The sequence below is a fragment of the Streptomyces sp. NPDC055506 genome (genome assembly GCF_053643595.1).
In genome coordinates this window covers 134517-154671 of sequence record NZ_JBSHKH010000002.1, presented here as the reverse complement: position 1 = coordinate 154671, position 20155 = coordinate 134517, and the positions used below count along the sequence as shown (strand labels likewise).

Below are 20155 nucleotides of genomic sequence, written 5' to 3'. Positions count from 1 at the left end.
TCAACCTAGCCCGGCCCGGAAACGCTCAAACGTACGGACCTGCCCCACTCGGCCGAAAACAGCCCCGGTCAGGCGGCCTTCCGCGCCTGGTACTCGGCGATCTCCACCATCGGCGGACGCTCCTCGGTGTCCACGGAGTACGTTCGCGGCTCGAAGCCGTCCCCGCCCCGCTCGAACTGCGTCAGGGACGGCCGGATCAGATGCCCGCGGGCCAGTCGCAGCTGGGCCGTGCGGTAGATCGCGGCGGCCATCCGGCCCAGCGCCTGGCCGTCCTGGTGCCGGTGCTTGCGCACCCCGACATCGACCTGGGCGAGAGCGTCGAGCCCTGCCAGGTGCAGGGCGTCGACCAGCATGCCCAGCTCGACGCCGTACCCGACGGGGAACGGCAGCTGCTCCAGCAGCGAGCGGCGGGCCGCGTACTCGCCGCCGAGCGGCTGCACGAAGCCGGCCAGCTGCGGCCAGTGCATGTTCAGCAGCGGCCTGGCCATCAGCTCGGTGACCCGGCCGCCCTGCCCGGCGGCGGCGCCCAGCGGACGGTCGTACATGGCCTTCACCAGGTCCACGCCCGGTTCGGTGAGCAGCGGGCCCACGATCCCGGAGACGAAGTCGGACGAGAAGTCCCGCAGGTCCGCGTCGACGAAGCAGACGATGTCCCCGCGGGTGGCGAGCAGCGAGCGCCACAGCACCTCGCCCTTGCCGGGCACCGCGGGCAGCCGCGGGAGTATCCCGTCCCGGTGCACCACGGTCGCGCCCGCGGCCGCGGCCACCTCCGACGTACGGTCACTCGAGCCGGAGTCGACGACGACGAGCTCGTCGACGAGCGGCACCTGCCGCATCAGGTCGTGGCGGATCACGGCGGCGATGTCGCCGACCGTCTCCTCCTCGTTGAGCGCGGGCAGCACGACACTGACCGTCTGGCCCGTGCGCTGCTTGGCGGCCAGTATCTGGTGGAGGGGGCGATCGGTCGCGGACCAGGAACGGGTGCTCAGCCAGCGCTCGACTTCTTCCAGCACCTTGGCGGCTCCTCTGCGTACTCTCGGCGGGACGGACTGTGAGCCATCTCGCGGTTCGGACGACTATCTCAACTGTCCTGGTCGTCGGTTACAGTCTTGAACAACGCGGGTGACCATCGCATGTCCGGGGTCAACCCACGTCGACAACCGAATACAGCTCATCCAGAGGGGCAGAGGGACACGGCCCGTTGAAGCCCCGGCAACCCTCCAGTCGGTACTCGTAGGTCACTGTCGACCACAGGCGCGAGGCTCCCGGCTCGGGAAGGTGCCAAATCCGTCTCACGGCGAGATGCGTCGTGAGGAAGATGAGGAGAAAGGGCCTCGCCTCACATGGCTGCGCAGACTGTTGCAAGCACCACTGAATCCACCGTAGACCTCGGCCCCGCCGCCGCGCTGAGCTGCCGCGAGTGCGGTCACCGCGTCCCCCTCGGCCCGGTCTTCGCGTGCGAGGAGTGTTTCGGCCCGCTGGAGATCGCCTACGACTTCTCGGCCTACGAAACCGAAGAGCTCCGCAAGCGCATCGAAGCGGGCCCCGCGAACATCTGGCGCTACGCCCCGCTGCTGCCGGTCCCGGCCGACGTCGCGGACAAGCCGAACATCAACCCCGGCTGGACCAAGCTCGTCAAGGCCGACAACCTCGCCCGTGAGCTCGGCGTCGACGCCGGCAAGCTCTTCGTCAAGGACGACTCCGGCAACCCGACGCACTCCTTCAAGGACCGCGTCGTCGCCCAGGCCCTGGAGGCCGCCCGCGCCTTCGGCTTCACCACCCTGTCCTGCTCCTCCACCGGCAACCTCGCCGGTGCGGTGGGCGCCGCCGCGGCCCGCGCCGGCTTCCGCTCCTGCGTGTTCATCCCGCACGACCTGGAGCAGGGCAAGGTCGTCATGGCCGCGATCTACGGCGGCGAGCTCGTCGGCATCGAGGGCAACTACGACGACGTGAACCGCTTCTGCTCCGAGCTGATCGGCGACCCGGCCGGTGAGGGCTGGGGCTTCGTCAACGTCAACCTGCGGCCGTACTACGCGGAGGGCTCCAAGACCCTGGCGTACGAGATCTGCGAGCAGCTGGGCTGGGAGCTGCCGGACCAGCTGGTCGTCCCGATCGCCTCCGGCTCGCAGCTCACGAAGATCGACAAGGGTCTGCAGGAGCTGATCAAGCTCGGTCTGGTCGAGGACAAGCCGTACAAGATCTTCGGTGCGCAGGCGCTCGGCTGCTCGCCGGTGTCCACGGCGTACAAGGCCGGGCACGACGTCGTGCGTCCGCAGAAGCCGGACACCATCGCCAAGTCGCTGGCGATCGGGAACCCGGCGGACGGGCCGTACGTGCTGGACATCGCGCGTCGTACGGGCGGTGCGGTGGAGGACGTGAACGACGAGCAGGTCGTCGAGGCGATCAAGCTGCTTGCCCGGACCGAGGGGGTTTTCGCGGAGACCGCCGGTGGGGTGACGGTGGGGGTGGCGAAGAAGCTGCTGGAGAACGGGCTTCTCGACCCTGCCAAGACCACGGTTGTCCTCAACACGGGTGATGGGCTGAAGACGCTGGATGCGGTGGCGGGGACTGGGCTGACCGCGACCATCCGGCCCAACCTGGACTCGTTCCGGGATGCCGGTCTCGTCTGATCGTTGTTCGCTGCGGGCCGGTGGGGGCTGGTCGCGCAGTTCCCCGCGCCCCTAAGGGCGATACCCAACCGGAGGTTTTGAAGTCATGAGCGTCACCGTTCGCATCCCCACCATCCTGCGTACCTACACCGGCGGGCAGGCCGAGGTCGCCGCCGAGGGCGCGAATCTCGGTGAGGTCATCGCCGATCTGGAGAAGAACCACACCGGGATCGCCGCCCGGGTGCTGGACGACCAGGGCAAACTGCGCCGGTTCGTCAATGTGTACGTCAACGACGACGACGTGCGGTTCGAGCAGGGTCTCGAGACGGCGACGCCGGACGGTGCCGGTGTGTCGATCATTCCGGCCGTCGCCGGCGGCTGAACCGGTCGACCGGCTTGATTATTACCATCGGTAACGGCCGTCACTGAGCGTTCATCGAATTGCCCCCTCCGTGAGAGAAGCGGAGGGGGCAATTCTGTGTGGTTGAGCGCGGTACAGTTGGGGAAAGCGATCCCGATCCCCTGATCGGGCACCCTGAATTCCTGCCGCGAGCCCGACAAGATGTAGCCAAAGTGTGTGGGCCTTTCGTGGCTTTTGTTCCCTTTGCGTGGCCCGACTTGCCCTGAAGTCGGGCGAATTCTCCCCACATTCCGGATCCTGCGCGTCCGGAATTCTCGTCCGATTGACCTGTTGCAGACGGCAGTTGGACAGATACATTCAGCCGCGGTCGACGCGTTCCGGCGCACGCCCCCAATCCGTGGGGGGTGAGGTCTGACCCGGATCCGCGAAGTGCGGATCTGTGCAAGGGCCAGTAATAGGGGAGTTAGGCATGGCTCAGGGCACCGTCAAGTGGTTCAACGCGGAGAAGGGGTACGGCTTCATCGCGGTCGACGGTGGTGCGGATGTTTTCGTCCACTACAGCGCGATCCAGATGGACGGGTACCGCACCCTTGAAGAGGGCCAGCGGGTCGAGTTCGAGATCTCGCAGGGCCAGAAGGGCCCACAGGCCGACATGGTTCGCGTGGCTGCCTGAACGCGCGACCACGACAAACCGCAAGCGGCAGGTCTTCTCTGAAGGGCCCGTACCCCCCGGGGTGCGGGCCCTTCGGCCTGTTCGAAAGCCCTGCCGGGTGCCGTTCGCGGGTGGCTGAGCGGCCCGCCCGATCCCCGGGAGGCGCTTGCGCCCGCCCGTCACCCGACCGCCACCCCTCAATGAGCTCCCGCTTCGCGGGAGCGCCTTGCACTCAGCATGCCCGAGTGCTAATCATTGCGTTAGCACTCTGAAGGTGAGAGTGACAACGTAAGGACCGGGTCGGTGAGGCCCGCAGGCCGGGTGGGGAAGGAACCACAAGGCAAGCGAGCCGTCCGTCGCGGGCGCGGGCGCGGTCCGAAGTAATCACCCCCAGTCCTGGAGGGACCACTTCACATGGCCAAGATCATCGCGTTCGACGAGGAGGCGCGGCGCGGCCTCGAGCGCGGCATGAACCAGCTCGCGGACGCCGTGAAGGTGACGCTCGGCCCCAAGGGCCGCAACGTCGTCCTCGAGAAGAAGTGGGGCGCCCCCACGATCACCAACGATGGTGTCTCCATCGCCAAGGAGATCGAGCTCGAGGACCCGTACGAGAAGATCGGCGCCGAGCTGGTCAAGGAAGTCGCCAAGAAGACGGACGACGTCGCCGGTGACGGTACGACCACCGCGACCGTTCTCGCCCAGGCCCTGGTCAAGGAGGGCCTGCGCAACGTAGCCGCCGGCGCCAACCCGATGGCCCTGAAGCGCGGCATCGAGCGTGCCGTCGAGGCCGTCTCCGCCGCCCTGCTGGAGCAGGCGAAGGATGTCGAGACCAAGGAGCAGATCGCTTCCACGGCCTCCATCTCCGCCGCCGACACCCAGATCGGCGAGCTCATCGCCGAGGCGATGGACAAGGTCGGCAAGGAAGGCGTCATCACCGTCGAGGAGTCCCAGACCTTCGGTCTGGAGCTGGAGCTCACCGAGGGTATGCGCTTCGACAAGGGCTACATCTCGGCGTACTTCGCGACCGACATGGAGCGTATGGAGGCCGTCCTCGACGACCCGTACATCCTGATCGCGAACTCCAAGATCTCGAACGTCAAGGACCTGCTCCCGCTCCTGGAGAAGGTCATGCAGTCGGGCAAGCCGCTGCTGATCATCGCCGAGGACGTCGAGGGCGAGGCCCTGTCGACCCTGGTCGTCAACAAGATCCGCGGCACCTTCAAGTCGGTCGCCGTCAAGGCCCCGGGCTTCGGTGACCGCCGCAAGGCGATGCTGCAGGACATCGGCATCCTCACCGGCGGCGAGGTGATCTCCGAGGAGGTCGGCCTCAAGCTGGAGAACGCCACGCTCGACCTGCTGGGCAAGGCCCGCAAGGTGGTCATCACCAAGGACGAGACGACCATCGTCGACGGTGCCGGCTCGACCGACCAGGTCAACGGCCGCGTCAACCAGATCCGCGCCGAGATCGAGAACAGCGACTCGGACTACGACCGCGAGAAGCTGCAGGAGCGCCTGGCGAAGCTCGCCGGCGGTGTCGCGGTCATCAAGGCCGGTGCCGCCACCGAGGTGGAGCTCAAGGAGCGCAAGCACCGCATCGAGGACGCCGTGCGCAACGCCAAGGCGGCCGTCGAGGAGGGCATCGTCGCCGGTGGTGGCGTGGCCCTGCTCCAGGCCTCCCAGGTCTTCGAGAAGCTGGAGCTCGACGGTGACGAGGCGACCGGCGCCAACGCCGTGAAGCTCGCGCTGGAGGCCCCGCTGAAGCAGATCGCCGTCAACGGTGGTCTCGAGGGCGGCGTCGTCGTGGAGAAGGTCCGCAACCTCCAGGTCGGCCACGGCCTGAACGCCGCGACCGGTGAGTACGTCGACATGATCGCCGAGGGCATCATCGACCCGGCGAAGGTGACCCGTTCCGCTCTGCAGAACGCCGCCTCCATCGCCGCGCTGTTCCTCACCACCGAGGCCGTCATCGCCGACAAGCCGGAGAAGGCCGCCGCGCCCGCCGGTGGCGGTATGCCGGGCGGTGACATGGACTTCTGATCGACCCCCTGGGATTTCCCCGGGTTGATCAACGGTTCTGCCGAGGGCGGCACTTCCTGTTCCGGATTTCCGGGCAGGGGGTGCCGCCCTCGGGCGTGTCCGGGGTCACAGCGCGGACGGGATGGCGCGGGCGGGCCGGACGGTTGAAACGCATGTCCTATGCGTATGCACATACTGTCCGGTATCCGAAGGAGCCCCTGAGTGACCGTCGCCGTCTCCCGCGCCGCCGAAATCCTGTCCCGGCCCGTCACGCTCAACGGCCTGACCGTCCCGAACCGCATCGCCATGGCGCCGATGACCCGGATGTTCTCCCCGGGCGGTGTTCCCGGCGAGGACGTCGTCTCGTACTACTCCCGCCGTGCCGCCGCCGGAGTCGGCCTGATCGTCACCGAGGGCACCTACGTCGGGCACGAGTCGGCCGGGCAGAGCGACCGCGTGCCGCGGTTCCACGGCGAGGAGCAGCTCGCGGGCTGGGCGAAGGTCGCCGAGGCGGTGCACGCCGCGGGCGGCACGATCGTGCCGCAGCTGTGGCACATCGGCATGGTCCGCAACCAGGGTGAGCCGCCGTTCGCGGACGCCCCGGCCGTCGGCCCCTCCGGTCTGCGCATCGGCGCCTCGGAGCCCACCGGCAAGGCCATGACCCAGGCCGACATCGACGCCGTCATCGGCGCGTTCGCCGAGGCCGCGGCCGCCGCCGAGCGCATCGGCTTCGACGGCGTGGAGCTCCACGGCGCCCACGGCTACCTGCTCGACCAGTTCCTCTGGGAGGGCACCAACCGCCGCACCGACGCCTACGGCGGCGACTCGGTCGCCCGTGCCAAGCTCTCGGAGGAGATCGTCGCGGCGGTCCGCGAGACCGTCTCCGCCGACTTCCCCGTCATCTTCCGCTACTCGCAGTGGAAGCAGGAGGCCTACGACGCCCGCCTCGCCGAGACGCCCGAGGAACTGGAGGCCATCCTGGCGCCGCTGGCCGCCGCCGGTGTCGACGCCTTCCACGCCTCCACCCGCCGCTACTGGGTGCCCGAGTTCGAGGACTCCGACCTCAACCTGGCCGGCTGGACCAAGAAGCTCACCGGCAAGCCCGCCATCACCGTCGGCTCGGTCGGCCTGAACGGCGTCGACTTCCTCAAGTCCTTCCAGGGCGAGGGCGCCGACGTCAACGACCTCGACAACCTCCTGGACCGCTTCGAGCGCGACGAGTTCGACATGGTCGCCGTCGGCCGGGCGCTGCTCCAGGACCCGCAGTGGGCGGCCAAGGTGCTGGGCGGCCGCTTCGAGGACACGGCCCCGTACGACCCGGCGGCCCTGAAGACCCTCAGCTGACCTCGTCACCTGAGGCCCTGGATCTGCTTGCGTCAGTCAAGGACACTGGCTGAGCGCCTGTTCACCGGCATTCCGTGAGGAGATCCAGATGACGACGACCGAGTCCCGCCCGCCGCACGACGGCCCCTCCGAACAGCCCGCACCGGTGGTGCGCACCACCGCCGGTGCGGTGCGGGGCCGAAGGGAGGAGGGACTCGCCGTCTTCCGCGGCATCCCCTTCGCCGCGCCCCCGGTGGGCGAGGCGCGCTTCATGGCACCGCGCCCCGCCCAGGCCTGGGACGGCATACGCGACGCCGACGCCTTCGGCCCGCCGCCCCCGCAGGACGTCGGCAGCCTGGGCGGCCCCGGCCTGCTCGACGTACCCGAGGGCGACGAGTGGCTCACCGTCAACGTCTGGACCCCCGAAGCCGACCCGGCCGCCCGCCGCCCGGTGATGGTGTGGATCTACGGCGGTGCCTACAAGCTCGGCCACTCCGGCAGCCCCGGCTACGACGCCCGGCGCATCGCGGCCGACGGCGACCTCGTGGTCGTGTCCCTCAACTACCGCCTGGGCATGGAGGGGTTCGCGTTCATCGAGGGCGCGCCCGCAAACCGCGGCCTGCTCGACCAGGTGGCGGCACTGGAATGGGTCCGCGACAACATCGAGGCGTTCGGCGGCGACCCGGACCAGGTCACGGTCTTCGGGGAATCGGCCGGCGCGGGTTCGGTCGCCTCGCTGCTCGCCATGCCACGGGCGGCCGGACTGTTCCGGCGGGCGATCGCGCAGAGCGTGCCGGGGACGTTCTTCTCCGACGCACTCGCCCGGGACATCTCTCTCGCGCTGGCCGCCGAGGTGGGACTGCGCCCCACGGTCGCCGACCTCTCGACGATCGCCCCGCGCCGGCTGACGTCGGCGGGCGAGACGCTGAGCGCCAAGATGCTCCAGTACACCGACCGCTGGGGCCAGGCGGCGCCCACGGTCACGCCCTTCTCACCGGTGGTCGACGGCGAGGTGCTGCCGACCACGCCGTGGCAGGCACTGGCGGCGGGTTCGGCGAAGGACGTCGACCTGCTCGTGGGCCACAATCGCGACGAGTTCCGCCTCTTCATCGCCATGTCGGGCCGGCTGGGCCAGATCACCGACGAGCAGACGACCTCCGCCCTGCGCCTGTTCGCCCCGGGCGCCGACGGCGAACAGGCCTATTGTGCCGCCTTCCCCGACGCCACCCCGGGCGAGCTCTACGAACGCGTCCAGACGGACTGGCTGTTCAACATGCCCTCCCTGCACCTGGCCGAGGCGCAGCGCGCGGGCGGCGGCAGCGCGCACCTCTACGAACTGACCTGGCCGGCTCCCGGAAACGGCGGCGCACTGGGTGCCTGTCACGGCCTGGACATCCCGCTGCTCTTCGGCACGTTCGGGGCGGACCTGGGCCTTCTGCTGTTCGCGGGCACCGAGCCGTCCGCCGAGGCCGAGGCGCTGTCGTCCCGCTTCCGCGCGTCCTGGACGGCGTTCGCTAGGACGGGTGACCCGGGCTGGCCGGCGTACGACGACGAGCGGCGGCTGGCGCAGGTGCTGGACGCGGAGCCGGTGGTGAGGGCGTACCCGGAGGAGACCTCGCGGCGGCTGTGGCAGGGCTACGACTTCGTGCCCCTGCCCCTGCTGTAAGGGCCTACAGATTGCCCATCGGCTCGATGTCGACCCGCACGGGCGTGCCCCACACGCGCAGCACCTCGTAGTCGGTGAACTCGTGCACGAGCCGGTACGCCATGGCCGCCCGGGGAGCCTTGCGCTGGGCGGCGATGAACAGCTCGGCCTCGCGGCGGTCCCGGCGCGGGGTGCCGCACAGCTGCCAGGTCTGGCCGTTCCACAGCTCCGGCAGCCAGCGCTGCTGGGGCTGGGGGCGGTCGCCGCTCACGCCGTAGCGGGACTGGACGGGGTCGGTCTGCGGCTGCTGCGGGGCGGGCCCGTTGAACTCGTTCCGGCGGGCGGTCCTGCGCCGGGTCTCGCACAGCAGGCACAGGTCGGGGGCGTTCTCGTCGACCGGGCCGTTCGGGTGCTCGGGGCAGCGGGTGCTGGGCGCGGCGCCCGCGACGCTCTCGTCCAGCAGGTCCAGGGCACGCTTCAGGTCGGCCTTGACCTCGTGCAGTTTGGCGTCCGGGGTGTCGGAGGTGAGGGCCTCGCCGTGCTCGCCGAGGAGGCGTAGGGCGCGGCCCAGGGCGGTGAGCTGGGCGTGGTTCATGGGTCCATTGTCGCTAGTCGGCGTAGTCCTTGAGTTTCTCGGTGTCCAGGGTGATGTCCACGGGGGCGGGCAGCTCGACGGTGTCGCCCCAGGGGTACGGGGTGATGCGCTGGTAGCGGCCGTCCTCCGGCTCGCTGAAGACCGTGAGGGTGTGGTTGTCGCGGTCGATGAGGAGGTAGACGGGGATGTCGGCCGCCGCGTAGCCGAGGGGCTTGTCGATGCGGTCGCGCTGGTTGGTGTCGCGGTCGCGGGAGGTGATCTCCACGGCCATGAGGGAACCTTCAGGGTCGGACCATTCGCCGTGGCCTCGGAAGTGATCCACAGGCGCGAGCGTTGCGTCCGTGCGAGCGCGGCCCTTGCGGTAAGCCTCGGCCTTGACACCGGACTCAGGCACGAGATCCAGGTCAGGGCGGTGTTGCATGCACTGACGCAGCAGCCACATGAGGATGCAGCGGTGGTTGCCGTCCGGCATGGCCTTGACCTCTAGTTTTCCGTTGATGTACTCAAGCCGCACGGTCTCCGGGGCGCGGCGTTCCAGTTCCTCGAAGTCCTCGACGGTGAGCGGGTCCTTCGTACGGACGCGACCGTCGACGTACTCGAGCCGCACGTGGGCCGGGGCAGCCTCGGCCAGATCCTCGAAGTCCTCGATGGGCATCAGCGGGCGGTCAGCGGTACCAGGGGTCATGGTGGTGCCTCCTCCCTTCCATCGTGCCCTGCGGGAGTGACGTCGCACCGTAGGAGCTGTCATGTGGCTGCCTTCTCTTGTCGTCGTTGGGACATCGCGGCGCGGATCTCGGCCGCGCGGTCGTGGATCGTGGGGGCGGAGAGGGGCGCAGGGGGTTGCGCGGGGGCGCGTTCGCCCCGGCAGGCGTTGCAACGCCCTCCTGGCAGGGATTCTGGACGCCCCGGAGCACCGCAGTTCGCGCACTCCAGAACCCGTAGGGGAGGACGTGGGGCGCGTGGAGGCGGGAGTTTGCTGGTCAGGCGGTTGCGGACCAGAGCGGCGGGGTGGTGGACGGGCGTTGGCAGGCCGGTCGTGAGCGCCCGCTGTACGTCGTCCTCCGAAGCGCCCCGCTCGAACCACTCCGTCACCAGCGGGGCGAGCGTCGCGCAGTCGGCCTGGGAGAGGGACAGGATGGGTGCGGTACGACCGAGGGCGGCGAGGAGGATGTGGGCCCGGGAGCGGGTGGGACGCTGCTGCTTCGGTACGTCGCCGCGAGTGAAGGACGCCCACCAGTCGTCATCTCGGGCGGTACGGGACCACCACGATCGGGTGACCCATCGGGAGCTGCCGTCGTCGGCCGTCACGCACTCCCGGCCTCGGCGCAGGTGGCCCGCCTGTTGGATGCGGTTGAGGGCCGTGCCGAGGGCGCACTGTCCGTACGGGAGCTGCTTGGCCAGCGTCTTTACGGAGATGTCCGCGCCGTCGGGAAGCCGGTCCAGGTATGCGGCGATGGCGGCTTCGCGCGGTGGGATGTGGGCGAAGTCGTGGTTCGTTCGGGGAAGTTGGTCGGGGGCGGTGCGTTTGCCGTAGCCCGGGCGCGCCATGGGGTGCGCGGACGGGGAGGCAGCACTAAAGTTGGCTTCAGCCATGGGATCGACGCTCTTCGATCTCGTTGGTTAAGCCCCCGCAGGTGTTGGTAGCACCGGGCGGGGGCTGTTGCTTGTCCAGGAACGTTAGAGGTACGTGACTGTCCGTGGCAAGCCGGACGCGTCGCGTCAACTCGCCGGGTGGGAGGGTGGGTTGAGGCCCTCCACCCGTTCCTTGAAAAGAGGGCTCGAAGCTCGAATCCCGAAGCTCAGGCCGTCTCGTCCTTGAGGTTTGCGACGAACGCGGCCCAGGCAGTGGCCCGGAACACGAGCTTCGGGCCGTGGGGCGTCTTGGAGTCGCGGACGGGGGCGGCGCTGGGGAAGTCGCGGGTGACTTCCAGGCAGTCGCCGCCGTCGCCGCCGCTGTAGCTGGACTTGTGCCAGGTGGCCGCGTCCAAGTGGTGCTCAGGTATGCGCCTCATGGGCGTAATCCTGCGCCATGCCCTCGATCAGGGCCAGAGAATCCCTTGGTGAAAGTGCGCAGGCGGTGAGGAGTTCGTACCTGAACCGCTGGTCCTTGACCGTGGCGGGGTCATCCTCCAGCCGCCCGGTGCCGACGCCTTCGAAGTAGACCAGCGGAGGGGCGTCCTCGAAGTCCATCAGCTTGATGGCGCCCTGCATGGCCGCGTGCGCACCCGCATCAAAGGGAAGCACCTGCACGATGGCCCGGCTCCGCTCGGCGAGGCCGGCGATGTGCCGCAGGGCTTCGGCCATCACCTGGCGCCCGCCGGTCACACGCCGCAATGCGGCTTCGTCAACTACCGCCCACAACAGGAGCTCTGTTGGATCGTCGAGGAGCCGAGCGCGATCCATCCGCGCGGCCACGAGTTCCTCGATCTGCTCCTCCGGCGCTGTCGGCTGGTATGCACGGCAGACGGCCCGTGCGTAGGCCGGCGTCTGAAGCAGGCCAGGGATCAGTAGCGGTGTGTACTGCCTGATCGTTGTCGCTTGGGCCTCCGCCTCCGCGGCCTCGGCGAAGTGCTCTGGATACTTCGACTTCGCCGCAGCTGCACAGTTCCGCTGGAAGAAGTCCCCCGTCCCCAGCTCCTCGTCCAGCAGTCGCGCGTACTCCGGAAGCATCCGCCGCGCCCCGTTCTCCAACTGCCCGATGAACGACCCGCTCACGAACAGCCGTTGCCCGAGCTCCTCCTGGCTCAGGCCGGCCTTCTCGCGGGCGTGGCGTAGTTCGGCGCCCAGGAGGGCCCGTGGGGAGGAGGACGGGTCGAGGTCCCTGGATCCGGGCATGGGCAACTCCCTGTCGTACACATCGGGTTGTTGGACCGCCGTATCTGGCCAGGCTAGAGGCGCTTCGGCCACGCTGTGTGGTGAATCACAAACTCAGCGTGGAGGTATGAAAGGTGCGTTCGACCGAAGAGATCGTGCAATCGCTGCGGGACGCCCTCGCCGGAGTCGGCGTCGTGCTGCCGTCGCTCGGCGTCGACCCGGTGACCGGCGCGAGCGACGAGCCGTTCGCCCTGGTCGACTTGGGGCGGTGCAACGTACGGACGGCGGAGCACCTGACCGACGTACTGCGCTCGCTGCCCGTGAAAGAGGCGCTGCGGGCTCGCGTGCGGCAGGTCAACCGGGAGGTGAAGCCGAGGTGAGGCTCAGCCGTTGCGCCCCTCCAGCGCGGAGGCGACGTCGTCGAGATCCTTGGTGATGGCCTTCCGCACGGCCCGCGCCCCGAGACCGCCCAGAAGCTTGGCGAGGAGCCCCCGGGCACCGCCCGGCACCTGCGCGCCGAACGTCATCCGCACGGTGGTCGCCGACGGGCCGTCCGTCCGCAGCAGCCACTCCGAGACATAACGCGTGCCCTGCGCCTCGGCCTCCACCACGTAGCGCTCGGGCGCCTCGCAGGCGGTCACCCACATCTCCTCAGTGGCCTCCTTGCCGAACATCCGCCGTGTCTCCCGCCACCGCGTGCCGACGCCGAAACCGCCCTCGGTGAGGACCTCGACCCTCGTGACCCCGCTGAGGACGCGCTCCATGGACCCGAGGTCCGTCAGGGCCTCCCACACCGCACCCTGCCCGGCGGCGATCCGCCGCTCCACGACGACACCTCGGCTGCTCATTCCCCCATGAAAGCACCGGGGTCTGACAGCCGCCCCTCAGGCGCGCGAGTCGAGCGCCTCCCGCAGATGCCCGCCGGACTCCTCCAGCAGCCGGGCCGCCGTCGGGCCGTCCACGTCGGCCAGGATGGTGAGGATCGCGTTCTTGACCTCGCCGTCGGTGGCCTTCAGGGCCTGCTCGATCTCCTCGTCGCCCGCACCGGTCGCCAGCGCCACGATGCGGTGGGAGCGGGCGCGGAGCTTGTCGTTCGACGCGCGGACGTCGACCATCAGGTTCCCGTACGTCTTGCCCAGCCGGATCATCGTGATCGTCGAGAGCATGTTGAGGACGAGCTTCTGTGCCGTGCCGGCCTTCAGACGGGTGGAGCCGGTGAGCAGTTCGGGGCCCACGACGATCTCGATGCCGTGGTCGGCGGCGGTCCCGAGCGGGCTGCCGGGGTTGCAGGCGAGGCCGACGGTGAGGGAGCCCCGGGTGCGGGCGTGTTCGACCGCGCCGATGGCGTAGGGCGTGCGGCCGGACGCCGAGACGCCGACCACCGTGTCGTCCGGGGTCAGGCCGAGGGGCTCCAGGTCGGCCCGGGCCAGCTCCCGGGAGTCCTCCGCGCCCTCGACCGAGGTGACCATGGCCTCGGGGCCGCCCGCGATCAGGCCGAGGACCCGGGACGGGTCGGTGTTGAACGTGGGCGGGCATTCGGAGGCGTCCAGGACGCCCAGCCGGCCCGCTGTGCCGGCGCCCGCGTAGACGAGGCGGCCGCCCCGGGCCATTCGCTCCGCCACGGCGTCGATCGCGTCGGCGATCTGCGGCAGCCGCGCCGCGACCGCCCCTGCCACGGTGGCGTCCTCGCCGTTCATCAGCCGGGCGATGTCCAGGGTGGGCAGCCGGTCGATGTCCGCGAGCTCCGGCCGGAAGGCCTCGGTGGTCAGGGACTCCAGCTCGGTTCTGAGGTCCCGGGGGTCGGAGGTGGAGGTCATGACGGCTCTTTCCGTGCTTCCCGTGTCTGTGTCGGTGCGGTTCAGGGGCGGTGCCGGTGGGCCAGTGCCTCGTACGACGCCGAGAGCGCCGGCGCCGCCGTGTCGTACGTCCGCTGCGCCACCCCTACGAACAGGCAGTCCACCACGAGGAGCTGACCGGTCCGTGACGACATCGCCGCCGGGCGCAGTTCGCTCTCCCGGGCGGTGGACGTGGTGAGGATGTGGTCGGCGTACTGCGTGACCGGGCCGTCGGGGCGGCCGGTGATCGCCACCGTCGTCGCGCCGCGCTCGAAGGCGACCCGCAGCGGCTCTATGACGTCCCCGGTCGACCCCGAGTGGGTGATGGCGATCGCCACGTCACCGGACCGCAGCTGCACCGCGTTCGTCACGGCCAGGTGCGGGTCGCTGTGGGCGTGGGCCATCAGCCCTATGCGCAGCAGCTTCTGCGTGAGGTCCTGGGCCACCAGGCCGGACGCCCCGACGCCGTACACATCGGTGCGGCGGGCCGCGACCAGCGCGGTGACGGCGGCGCCCAGCTGGACGGTGTCGAGCCCGGCGGCGGTGTCGGCGAGGGTCTGCTGTTCGTCGTAGGCGAGCTTCGCGACCACGTCGGCGATCGGGTCGTCGACCGCGATGTCCGTCGTGATGGCGGGGGCCCGGCCGGACTGCTGCTGGGCGGCGAGTCCGGCGAGGGCGAGGCGCAGGTCCCGGTAACCCGGATAGCCGAGCAGCCGGGCGGTGCGTACGACGGTCGCCTCGCTGGTGCCGGTGAGTTCTGCGAGGCCGGTGACCGTGAGGGCCGCGCAGCCGGCCGGATCGCCCGCGACGGCCTCGGCGACGCGCTGCATGGAACGCGTCATCGACGGGGCCAGCGTGCGGACTTTGGCCGCGAGGGCGGCCGGGGCGGGCGGGGTGCCGAGGGTGCCGACCATGGCGCTCGGGCCGCCCGGACCACCGGTGCCGGACGTGCCGCCGTTCTCACCGGCGAAAATTTCCTTCACTCTACGGGTCACCCATGAAAGATATTTTCGGCTCGGTGCCGGGGTCAAGAGTGCGCACAATGGGGGCATGGAGCCCATCACCCCCCTGGAGCAGACGCTGCACGCCGCGCGTGCCCTGGTACTGGCCGACCTCGTCGCGGGACGCGTCGCCGAGGCGGATGTCGTGTCCCTGGTCGAGGAGTCCGTCACACAGCGGCGGTGGTGGGTCGAGCAGTGGCCGGAGGGCGCGCCGTACGTGGCCGGTCTGGTCGCGCAGGACGTGCAGGACGCCCTGCTGGAGCGGTACGGCCGCTGGCCGCTGTGCCCGGTGTGCGGCGCCGGCGAGCCGCACGCGCTGGACGTGGAACCGGTGCTGGGGCCCGACCCGCACTGGGTGTGCGCCGAGGCGGGCGTGAAGGTCGCGGCGGTGGGGTCGCTGAGCGAGGCCCTCGGCGGGGCGTCCTCGTGAGGCCCCGGTGACGATCTACATCGACCCGCCGGCCTGGCCCGGGCACGGCCGCATGTGGTCCCACCTGATCAGCGACGTCTCGTACGACGAGCTGCACACCTTCGCCGAACGCCTCGGCGTGCCCCGGCGGGCCTTCGAACGCGACCACTACGACCTCCCCGCCCAGCGGTACGCCGACGCGGTGGGCGCCGGTGCCGTGGAGGTCAGCAGCCGCGAAGTGGTGCGGCTGCTGCACGGGGCGGGGCTGCGGCGGCCCAAGGGCCTTTACCGCTCGCCGGGTTCGCCCAGCTCGTAGGTCACCTGCTCGGTGTTCTCCGCGACGGCCGTGAAGCCGGCGCGGGTGAGGACGCTCCGCGAGGGCGCGTTGTCCCGCTCGACGTTCGCGACCACGGTCCGTACCTCGTCCCGGGCCAGGGCCCATGCCGACAGCGCGCGCAGGGCCTCGGTGGCGTAGCCGTGCCCACGGGCCGCCTCGACCAGGTCGTAGCCGATCTCGACCCGTCCCGCCTCGTCGGGAACGGCGTGGAACCCCATGGCGCCGAGCGCCTGGTCGTCCTCGCGGCGGACCAGCACGTACATGCCCCACTCGGGCCGGTGGACCCCGTCCTCGTACTGCTTGAACACCAGTCCGGCGCCCACCCGGGTGCCTTCGGCCGGGCTTCCTCCGAGCCACTCGAAGCAGCCGCCGTCACCGACCGTGGCAAGGTCGTCGGCCACCGCCGGGGTGATGCCCTCTAGGGTGAGCCGTTCGGTGCCGATCACCGGGTTGTTGTTCCACCGCCACTCGGTGACGGGCGCCCGTCCCGGCAGCTCACCCCGTCCGGTGGCCCACAGCAGGGTCTGCCAGGGGGTCGGTCCGGGCTGGACATGCGGAAAGATCCGCCTGAGGACGAAGTCGCACAACCCGGAGTCCGCCTCGTACGCCACGCCCAGTCCCTCGGCGATGTCGTGCGTGTGCAGCAGCACCTCGGCCGTGCCCATCGCCGCGAACCCCTCCCGGTTCGCGCTGCGGAACGGATACGGATGGAAGGCCCGCACCTGCCGCGGCGTCGTCCGGATCGCCGCCGCGAGCAGAGCCCCCGTCGTCCTGATCACGTGCACCGCACCCGCGTTGCCGGCCCCCTCCTCCAGCGACAGCTCGAAGGGCGTGTACCCGTCCTGCTCCCGCCCCGCCAACTGCCCCGCGTACGCGATGAGATCCTCGGCGATGTGCACGGCGGTCTCCCGGCAGCTCCACGCGAGCCGCCCGGCCGCCGTCCCCTCCCAGTCCCGGTCGGTGACTCCCCCCAGCAGGTCCGCGCACTCACCGACGGCCTGCTCCAACTGTTCCGCGCCCGTTGTCCACATGGTGGGGAGGTTACGAGGGGGCATGGGGGGAGAGCGACAGCATTTCCAGCTCGGCGGTGAGGTTGTAGCGGGCCGTCGCCTCCCACTCCTTCGCTCCGTGCGGGGTTCTGAACAGCCTCGGCAGGGCCAGGAGTTGGCGGAGGATCGTGGCGCGGCCCGTGCGGAAGGCGTCGTTCGGGACGAAGTGGTACTCCTCGCGGACGGCCGTGGTGTACGCCGCGTACGCCGACGGGGGCGATGCGAGGATCGCCAGGTCGGCGTCGCACAGGACCTGGCCGTCGGGGTCGTCGTCGGCGGGGTCGTGGGTGACGGTGAGGCGGACCAGGCGGGCCACCTCGGCGGTCCTGGCGGCGGGGACTCCGGCCTCGGCGAGGGCGCGTTCGGCGAGGCGGGCGGAGCGTTCCTCGTTCTCGGAGCGGTCGGGCAGGTAGACCGCGTCATGGAACCAGGCGGCCAGCCGCACCACGTCCGGGTCCTGGGCGTGCCCCTCCAGTACGTCGATGTGATCGAGGACCGCCGTGAGGTGCGCGACCGTGTGATAGCGGCGCTGGGGCTCCTGCCAGCGGGTGAGCAGGTTGTCCGCGTACGGCGCCGGGTCGGGGCCGCCGGCCGGGCCCCGGGCTCCTTCCAGGGCGCGGGCGAAGCGGGTGCGCAGGGCGTCGGGATCGGCCATGGGGTCATTCTCCGTCGACGGGGCCGGAACCCCAAGATCTTGAGTCTGCTAGGGCGTGTGTCGAAAGTGGTTGGTCAGGGGCCGTGCCGTGCAGGGCAGGGCTAAGAAGCGCGCGGGCGATGCTGACCGGCGTCGGTCCACATCAGGGGACGTTGAAGTGCGGCCGGTGTGGCTCAGCGCGTGACGTCCATGCGCTGTGTGCCGATCACCGACAGCAGCCGTAGCGCCTCTTCGGAGGGCGAACCTGGGACCGCGGTGTAGATCACGACCTGCTGGTCGCGGTCGGTGATGTCGAGGACGTCGCAGTTGACGGTGACGGGGCCGACCAGCGGGTGCTGGAAGGTCTTGCACAGGGTGAGCTCGGCGGACACGTCGTGGGATTGCCACAGGCGGGTGAACTCTTCGCTTCCGTCGAGGAGTTCGGCTACCAGCTCGGCGACCTCTGGATCGTCGGGGTAGCGGGCGGCGGCGGCGCGCAGCCGCTGCGTCGAGATGCGGGCGAAGGCGTCCGCGTCCGACACTCCGTACAGCCGCTGCCCCTGAGTGTGCGGGCCAAGAAAGACACGGCGCACGAGGTTGCGGTCGCGTCGGGGCAGGGCGGAGAAGTCCTCCATCAGGGCTGCCGCCAGATCGTTCCAGGCCAGTACCTCGAAGGTCGCGGACGTTACGGTCGCCGCGGCCTGCGGCAGTCGGTGCAGCAGGTCGAGGATGCTCTGCCGTACCTGGCGCGAGGGCCCGGCCGACGGGAGCGGCGGTGTGCCGGCCAGGTGATGGAGATGGTCGCGTTCGGCGTCCGTCAGGCGCAGGGCCCGAGCCAGTCCGGCCAGCACCTCGTGCGACGGGTGCGGCGCCCGGGCCTGCTCCAGCCGTGTGTAGTACTCGGTCGAGATGTGCGCCAGCTGCGCCACCTCCTCACGGCGCAGGCCCGGGGTGCGGCGGCGCGGTCCGGCGGGCAGCCCCACCTCGGCAGGGGTGATCCGCTCGCGTCGGCTGCGCAGGAAGTCGGCCAGTTGTCGTCGATCCACCTCTCCAGTGTGCGGGGGCGCCGGGCCGCGGATCCAGGTACCGCCGGTGCCTGGTTGCGCTTCGCGGACGGGCGCAGGCTTGGCGCCATGGACAACACACCTGTCACCGGCACATCCACCACGCCTGCCGCCCTGGGCCTGCTGGCCAACAAGGTCGCCTTCATCACCGGTGCCGGACGCGGCATCGGAGCCGCCGCGGCTCGGCTCTTCGCCCGCGAGGGCGCCCGAGTGCTTCTCGCGGCCCGGACGGAGGACCAGCTGCAGGCGGTGACCGCGGAGATCCGGGCGGCGGGCGGCACCGCGGAGTACGTGGTGTGCGACCTGGCCGACTCGGCCGGCGTGCGCGCCGCCGTGGACCGCGCCGTGAACGTCTACGGCAGGCTCGACATCGCCTTCAACAACGGCGCGACGATCCAGCAGCCCGGCCCGATGCACCAGCTGCCGGAGGCCGACTTCGACCGCCTCTACGACGTAAACCTCAAGGGCGTCTGGCTGGCCATGGTCGCCGAGATCGCCGCCATCCGAACCACCGCCGGGACCGGCGCCATCGTCAACAACTCATCTGTCGGCAGCCTGATGGGCAACCCCGAGCTGCCCGTTTACGGCGCGATGAAACGGGCGGTCAACAGCCTCACCGAGTCGGCTGCCGTCACCTACGGCCCGGAAGGCATCCGCGTCAACGCCATCGCCCCTGGCAACACGGCGACCGAGATGATAAGCACCTGGGAAGAGGGATCACCCGGTCTCCGAGAGCGGCTCACGGCGCACACCCCGCTGGGCCGCGCGGCCGACCCGCAGGAGATCGCGCAGGCCGCCGCCTGGCTGCTGAGCGACCGCTCCTCCTACGTGACCGGCACGGTCCTCCGGGTCGACGGTGGCGCGCGGGCCTGAGCCAGGGACGCCTCTATCCCTGTTCACAGCCACTCGTTGATCGCCGCTACGAGGACGGTCGCCTCGTAGCGGACCGCGAGCTTGTCGTACCTTGTTCCCACAGCTCGGTGCCTTTTGAGTCGATTGATGCCGCACTCAACCGCGTGCCGAGCTTTGTAGTCCTCCCGGTCGAACTTCGGCGGACGGCCGCCGCAGGAGCCGAGCTTCTTGCGGTTGCGGATGTGATCGGCCTTGTCCGGGATGGTGCAGTGGATCCCGCGTCTGCGCAGGTAGGCGCGGTCTTACGGGAGGCGTAGGCCTTGTCGGCGCGCACCCGCATGGGCCGGGTGCGTGGCCTGCCCGACCCCAGTCGGGGCACCCTGATGCGCCCCAGGACGACCTCGAACTGCGGGGAGTCGCCGCGCTGCCCGGCGGTGATCACGATGGACATGGGCTTCTGGCCCTGCTCGACGGCCAGGTGCAGCTTCGTGGTCAGGCCGCCGCGCGAGCGCCCAAGGCCGTGGTCGCCCTGCTCGGTGGAGACGCCGCCGGGCGACTCCTTCTGCAGGTCCCCTTTTTTCGCGCCCCGGCGGCATGCTGGTGGGCACGGACGATCGTGGAGTCAACGTTGATCTCCCAAGTGATCAGGTCCTTGGCATCGGCCCGGACCTGCAGGGCTGTGAAGATCCGCTGCCAGGTGCCGTTGCGCTGCCACCGACGGAACAGGTCGTACACCCGGCCCCAGGGTCCGTACTCCTGCGGCATGTCCCGCCAAGGGATGCCGGTACGGACCCGGAAGCGTATGCCGTCAACCAGCCGCCTCCTGATCCATATCGGCGGTCGGCCGAGCTTCTTGCCCCTCGGCAACAGAGGCTCCAGCACCGCCCACTGCTCGTCCGTCAAATCTCCACGCGCCATGAACCAAGATCATCCCACGATCAAGATCCACTTTCGACACG

Annotated in this window: 22 protein-coding genes, 1 pseudogene and 1 riboswitch; of the genes and pseudogenes, 10 read left to right on the top strand and 13 right to left on the bottom strand. The window is 70.2% G+C overall.

Annotated elements, in window-relative coordinates; genetic code table 11:
* Positions 1-68: 68 nt before the first annotated feature.
* Positions 69-1013, bottom strand: coding sequence for a glucosyl-3-phosphoglycerate synthase (locus ACWIF2_RS01555; protein WP_454357983.1), 945 nt, complete (start codon positions 1011-1013; stop codon positions 69-71).
* A 155-nt stretch (positions 1014-1168) separates the two neighbouring features.
* Positions 1169-1325: riboswitch (SAM riboswitch) on the top strand.
* An 18-nt stretch (positions 1326-1343) separates the two neighbouring features.
* Between ACWIF2_RS01555 and thrC the strand changes: the two genes are divergently transcribed.
* From thrC to ACWIF2_RS01525, 6 genes are all read left to right on the top strand, one after another.
* Positions 1344-2630, top strand: a complete 1287-nt coding sequence (gene thrC / locus ACWIF2_RS01550; protein ID WP_454357982.1) for a threonine synthase — start codon at positions 1344-1346, stop codon at positions 2628-2630.
* Between the two features lie 85 nt (positions 2631-2715).
* Positions 2716-2991, top strand: a complete 276-nt coding sequence (locus ACWIF2_RS01545) for a MoaD/ThiS family protein (RefSeq protein ID WP_003991133.1) — start codon at positions 2716-2718, stop codon at positions 2989-2991.
* A gap of 448 nt (positions 2992-3439) precedes the next feature.
* Positions 3440-3643, top strand: a complete 204-nt coding sequence (locus ACWIF2_RS01540) for a cold-shock protein (RefSeq protein WP_003949956.1) — start codon at positions 3440-3442, stop codon at positions 3641-3643.
* A gap of 393 nt (positions 3644-4036) precedes the next feature.
* Positions 4037-5659: a chaperonin GroEL gene (groL, locus tag ACWIF2_RS01535; RefSeq protein ID WP_391114850.1), complete on the top strand. Its 1623-nt coding sequence runs from the start codon at positions 4037-4039 to the stop codon at positions 5657-5659.
* 201 nt (positions 5660-5860) lie between these two features.
* A complete protein-coding gene (locus ACWIF2_RS01530) occupies positions 5861-6982 on the top strand; it encodes an NADH:flavin oxidoreductase (RefSeq protein WP_454357981.1) in 1122 nt (373 codons plus the stop codon).
* Positions 6983-7070: 88 nt separating this feature from the next.
* Entirely contained in the window at positions 7071-8627 is a 1557-nt protein-coding gene (locus ACWIF2_RS01525; RefSeq protein ID WP_454357980.1) for a carboxylesterase/lipase family protein, read from the top strand.
* A 4-nt stretch (positions 8628-8631) separates the two neighbouring features.
* On the opposite strand, the gene ACWIF2_RS01520 is transcribed toward ACWIF2_RS01525, so the two are convergent.
* From ACWIF2_RS01520 to ACWIF2_RS01500, 5 genes are all read right to left on the bottom strand, one after another.
* On the bottom strand, positions 8632-9201 hold the full coding sequence (locus tag ACWIF2_RS01520; protein ID WP_454357979.1) for a hypothetical protein: 570 nt from the start codon (positions 9199-9201) through the stop codon (positions 8632-8634).
* 13 nt (positions 9202-9214) lie between these two features.
* Positions 9215-9886 carry a Uma2 family endonuclease gene (locus tag ACWIF2_RS01515; RefSeq protein ID WP_454357978.1) on the bottom strand — a complete coding sequence of 224 codons (672 nt, stop codon included), beginning with the start codon at positions 9884-9886 and terminating at the stop codon, positions 9215-9217.
* A gap of 59 nt (positions 9887-9945) precedes the next feature.
* Positions 9946-10749, bottom strand: a complete 804-nt coding sequence (locus ACWIF2_RS01510) for a hypothetical protein (RefSeq protein ID WP_454357977.1) — start codon at positions 10747-10749, stop codon at positions 9946-9948.
* A gap of 251 nt (positions 10750-11000) precedes the next feature.
* A complete protein-coding gene (locus ACWIF2_RS01505; protein WP_454357976.1) occupies positions 11001-11213 on the bottom strand; it encodes a DUF397 domain-containing protein in 213 nt (70 codons plus the stop codon).
* Positions 11197-12036 (bottom strand): helix-turn-helix domain-containing protein, encoded by an 840-nt coding sequence (locus ACWIF2_RS01500; protein ID WP_454357975.1) that lies wholly within the window; start codon positions 12034-12036, stop codon positions 11197-11199. Before ACWIF2_RS01500 ends, ACWIF2_RS01505 begins: the two co-directional genes overlap by 17 nt.
* 113 nt (positions 12037-12149) lie before the next feature.
* Here ACWIF2_RS01500 and ACWIF2_RS01495 point away from each other — a divergent pair, with 113 nt between their 5' ends.
* On the top strand, positions 12150-12395 hold the full coding sequence (locus tag ACWIF2_RS01495) for a hypothetical protein (protein WP_454358017.1): 246 nt from the start codon (positions 12150-12152) through the stop codon (positions 12393-12395).
* A gap of 3 nt (positions 12396-12398) precedes the next feature.
* On the opposite strand, the gene ACWIF2_RS01490 is transcribed toward ACWIF2_RS01495, so the two are convergent.
* From ACWIF2_RS01490 to ACWIF2_RS01480, 3 genes are read right to left on the bottom strand one after another with little or no spacing between them, the layout of a single operon-like run.
* The gene (locus ACWIF2_RS01490) at positions 12399-12863 is read right to left on the bottom strand and encodes an SRPBCC family protein (protein ID WP_454357974.1); all 465 of its coding nucleotides are present in this window, start codon (positions 12861-12863) and stop codon (positions 12399-12401) included.
* Positions 12864-12899: 36 nt separating this feature from the next.
* Positions 12900-13832, bottom strand: coding sequence for an N-acetylmuramic acid 6-phosphate etherase (gene murQ, locus ACWIF2_RS01485; protein ID WP_454357973.1), 933 nt, complete (start codon positions 13830-13832; stop codon positions 12900-12902).
* 41 nt (positions 13833-13873) lie between these two features.
* Positions 13874-14845 carry a MurR/RpiR family transcriptional regulator gene (locus tag ACWIF2_RS01480; RefSeq protein ID WP_454357972.1) on the bottom strand — a complete coding sequence of 324 codons (972 nt, stop codon included), beginning with the start codon at positions 14843-14845 and terminating at the stop codon, positions 13874-13876.
* Positions 14846-14900: 55 nt separating this feature from the next.
* Between ACWIF2_RS01480 and ACWIF2_RS01475 the strand changes: the two genes are divergently transcribed.
* Together ACWIF2_RS01475 and ACWIF2_RS01470 are read left to right on the top strand one after the other, a co-directional pair.
* Positions 14901-15281 (top strand): hypothetical protein, encoded by a 381-nt coding sequence (locus ACWIF2_RS01475; RefSeq protein WP_382495101.1) that lies wholly within the window; start codon positions 14901-14903, stop codon positions 15279-15281.
* Positions 15282-15288: 7 nt separating this feature from the next.
* Entirely contained in the window at positions 15289-15576 is a 288-nt protein-coding gene (locus ACWIF2_RS01470) for a DUF4031 domain-containing protein (protein ID WP_454357971.1), read from the top strand.
* Here the strand turns inward: ACWIF2_RS01470 and ACWIF2_RS01465 are convergent.
* The 3 genes from ACWIF2_RS01465 to ACWIF2_RS01455 all read right to left on the bottom strand — a co-directional run bounded on the left by ACWIF2_RS01465 (position 15546) and on the right by ACWIF2_RS01455 (position 18326).
* Positions 15546-16604, bottom strand: coding sequence for a GNAT family N-acetyltransferase (locus ACWIF2_RS01465; protein ID WP_454358016.1), 1059 nt, complete (start codon positions 16602-16604; stop codon positions 15546-15548). The genes ACWIF2_RS01470 and ACWIF2_RS01465 overlap by 31 nt on opposite strands.
* 34 nt (positions 16605-16638) lie before the next feature.
* Positions 16639-17301, bottom strand: coding sequence for an HD domain-containing protein (locus ACWIF2_RS01460; protein ID WP_454357969.1), 663 nt, complete (start codon positions 17299-17301; stop codon positions 16639-16641).
* A gap of 173 nt (positions 17302-17474) precedes the next feature.
* A complete protein-coding gene (locus ACWIF2_RS01455; RefSeq protein ID WP_454357967.1) occupies positions 17475-18326 on the bottom strand; it encodes a helix-turn-helix transcriptional regulator in 852 nt (283 codons plus the stop codon).
* A gap of 87 nt (positions 18327-18413) precedes the next feature.
* Between ACWIF2_RS01455 and ACWIF2_RS01450 the strand changes: the two genes are divergently transcribed.
* On the top strand, positions 18414-19217 hold the full coding sequence (locus ACWIF2_RS01450) for an SDR family NAD(P)-dependent oxidoreductase (RefSeq protein WP_454357966.1): 804 nt from the start codon (positions 18414-18416) through the stop codon (positions 19215-19217).
* 23 nt (positions 19218-19240) lie between these two features.
* Here ACWIF2_RS01450 and ACWIF2_RS01445 read toward each other — a convergent pair.
* Positions 19241-20114 (bottom strand): annotated as a pseudogene (locus ACWIF2_RS01445) (IS5 family transposase).
* Positions 20115-20155: the final 41 nt, after the last annotated feature.

Excerpts from the sequence above, each read along its gene's own strand:
- ACWIF2_RS01450 (WP_454357966.1), top strand. The coding sequence starts at position 18,414 with ATGGACAACACACCTGTCACCGGCACATCCACCACGCCTGCCGCCCTG.
- ACWIF2_RS01515 (WP_454357978.1), bottom strand. The coding sequence starts at position 9,886 with ATGACCCCTGGTACCGCTGACCGCCCGCTGATGCCCATCGAGGACTTC.
- murQ (WP_454357973.1), bottom strand. The coding sequence starts at position 13,832 with ATGACCTCCACCTCCGACCCCCGGGACCTCAGAACCGAGCTGGAGTCC.
- ACWIF2_RS01545 (WP_003991133.1), top strand. The coding sequence starts at position 2,716 with ATGAGCGTCACCGTTCGCATCCCCACCATCCTGCGTACCTACACCGGC.
- thrC (WP_454357982.1), top strand. The coding sequence starts at position 1,344 with ATGGCTGCGCAGACTGTTGCAAGCACCACTGAATCCACCGTAGACCTC.
- ACWIF2_RS01475 (WP_382495101.1), top strand. The coding sequence starts at position 14,901 with ATGGAGCCCATCACCCCCCTGGAGCAGACGCTGCACGCCGCGCGTGCC.
- groL (WP_391114850.1), top strand. The coding sequence starts at position 4,037 with ATGGCCAAGATCATCGCGTTCGACGAGGAGGCGCGGCGCGGCCTCGAG.
- ACWIF2_RS01520 (WP_454357979.1), bottom strand. The coding sequence starts at position 9,201 with ATGAACCACGCCCAGCTCACCGCCCTGGGCCGCGCCCTACGCCTCCTC.
- ACWIF2_RS01505 (WP_454357976.1), bottom strand. The coding sequence starts at position 11,213 with ATGAGGCGCATACCTGAGCACCACTTGGACGCGGCCACCTGGCACAAG.
- ACWIF2_RS01490 (WP_454357974.1), bottom strand. The coding sequence starts at position 12,863 with ATGAGCAGCCGAGGTGTCGTCGTGGAGCGGCGGATCGCCGCCGGGCAG.
- ACWIF2_RS01540 (WP_003949956.1), top strand. The coding sequence starts at position 3,440 with ATGGCTCAGGGCACCGTCAAGTGGTTCAACGCGGAGAAGGGGTACGGC.
- ACWIF2_RS01510 (WP_454357977.1), bottom strand. The coding sequence starts at position 10,749 with ATGGCGCGCCCGGGCTACGGCAAACGCACCGCCCCCGACCAACTTCCC.
- ACWIF2_RS01500 (WP_454357975.1), bottom strand. The coding sequence starts at position 12,036 with ATGCCCGGATCCAGGGACCTCGACCCGTCCTCCTCCCCACGGGCCCTC.
- ACWIF2_RS01525 (WP_454357980.1), top strand. The coding sequence starts at position 7,071 with ATGACGACGACCGAGTCCCGCCCGCCGCACGACGGCCCCTCCGAACAG.
- ACWIF2_RS01460 (WP_454357969.1), bottom strand. The coding sequence starts at position 17,301 with ATGGCCGATCCCGACGCCCTGCGCACCCGCTTCGCCCGCGCCCTGGAA.